The following is a 516-nucleotide window of genomic DNA, read 5'->3' on the forward strand; positions in this document are numbered from 1 at the left end:
AAATCCGAGCAACAGGCGCGGACCTGGCTGGGCAAATTGCGACGGGACTATCCTGCGGAAGCTGTCATCACGGCCATCAGCCAGGCGCAGCGGAACAGCGTCAGTGACCCAGTTCCATACATCGAGCGGCTGTTGCGAAATCGGATACAGCAGGAGGGCGACCTTGAGCTCCCAATCGCATGACCGCCGCCGAACAGCTGGCCGCGCTGGGCATTCGCCTGTCGAGCTATTCACCGGGCGAGCATACCAGCACATGCCCGGCCTGTTCCGCGCAACGGAAAAAGAAAACCGCACGCTGCCTGTCCGTGCTGATCGATGCCGAAGGGTGGGCCTGCTTTTGCCATCACTGTGGGTTCAAGGATGGATCGCGTGAAAATGATCAAGGCTCATACCGACTGGCTCGACGCCAGATCGATCGACCCCGCGCTGGCGGCGAAGTTCGGTTTGGAATCCGTGGAGCGGTCCGGCAGGTCGATGCTAGCCGTCCCCTATCGCGAGGCCGGCCGGACCCTGAAT

The 516-nt window shown here is 61.8% G+C and carries 1 protein-coding gene; it reads left to right on the top strand.

Annotated features, from left to right (window positions below):
- A partial coding sequence (locus I6F66_RS22730) for a hypothetical protein (protein ID WP_231611969.1) occupies positions 1-183 on the top strand: 183 nt, incomplete at its 5' end.
- Positions 184-516 lie beyond the last annotated feature (333 nt).

Origin of the sequence: Pseudoalteromonas sp. NZS100_1, assembly GCF_015864285.1 — a bacterium.
Taxonomy (GTDB): Bacteria; Pseudomonadota; Gammaproteobacteria; order Enterobacterales; family Alteromonadaceae; genus Pseudoalteromonas; species Pseudoalteromonas arctica.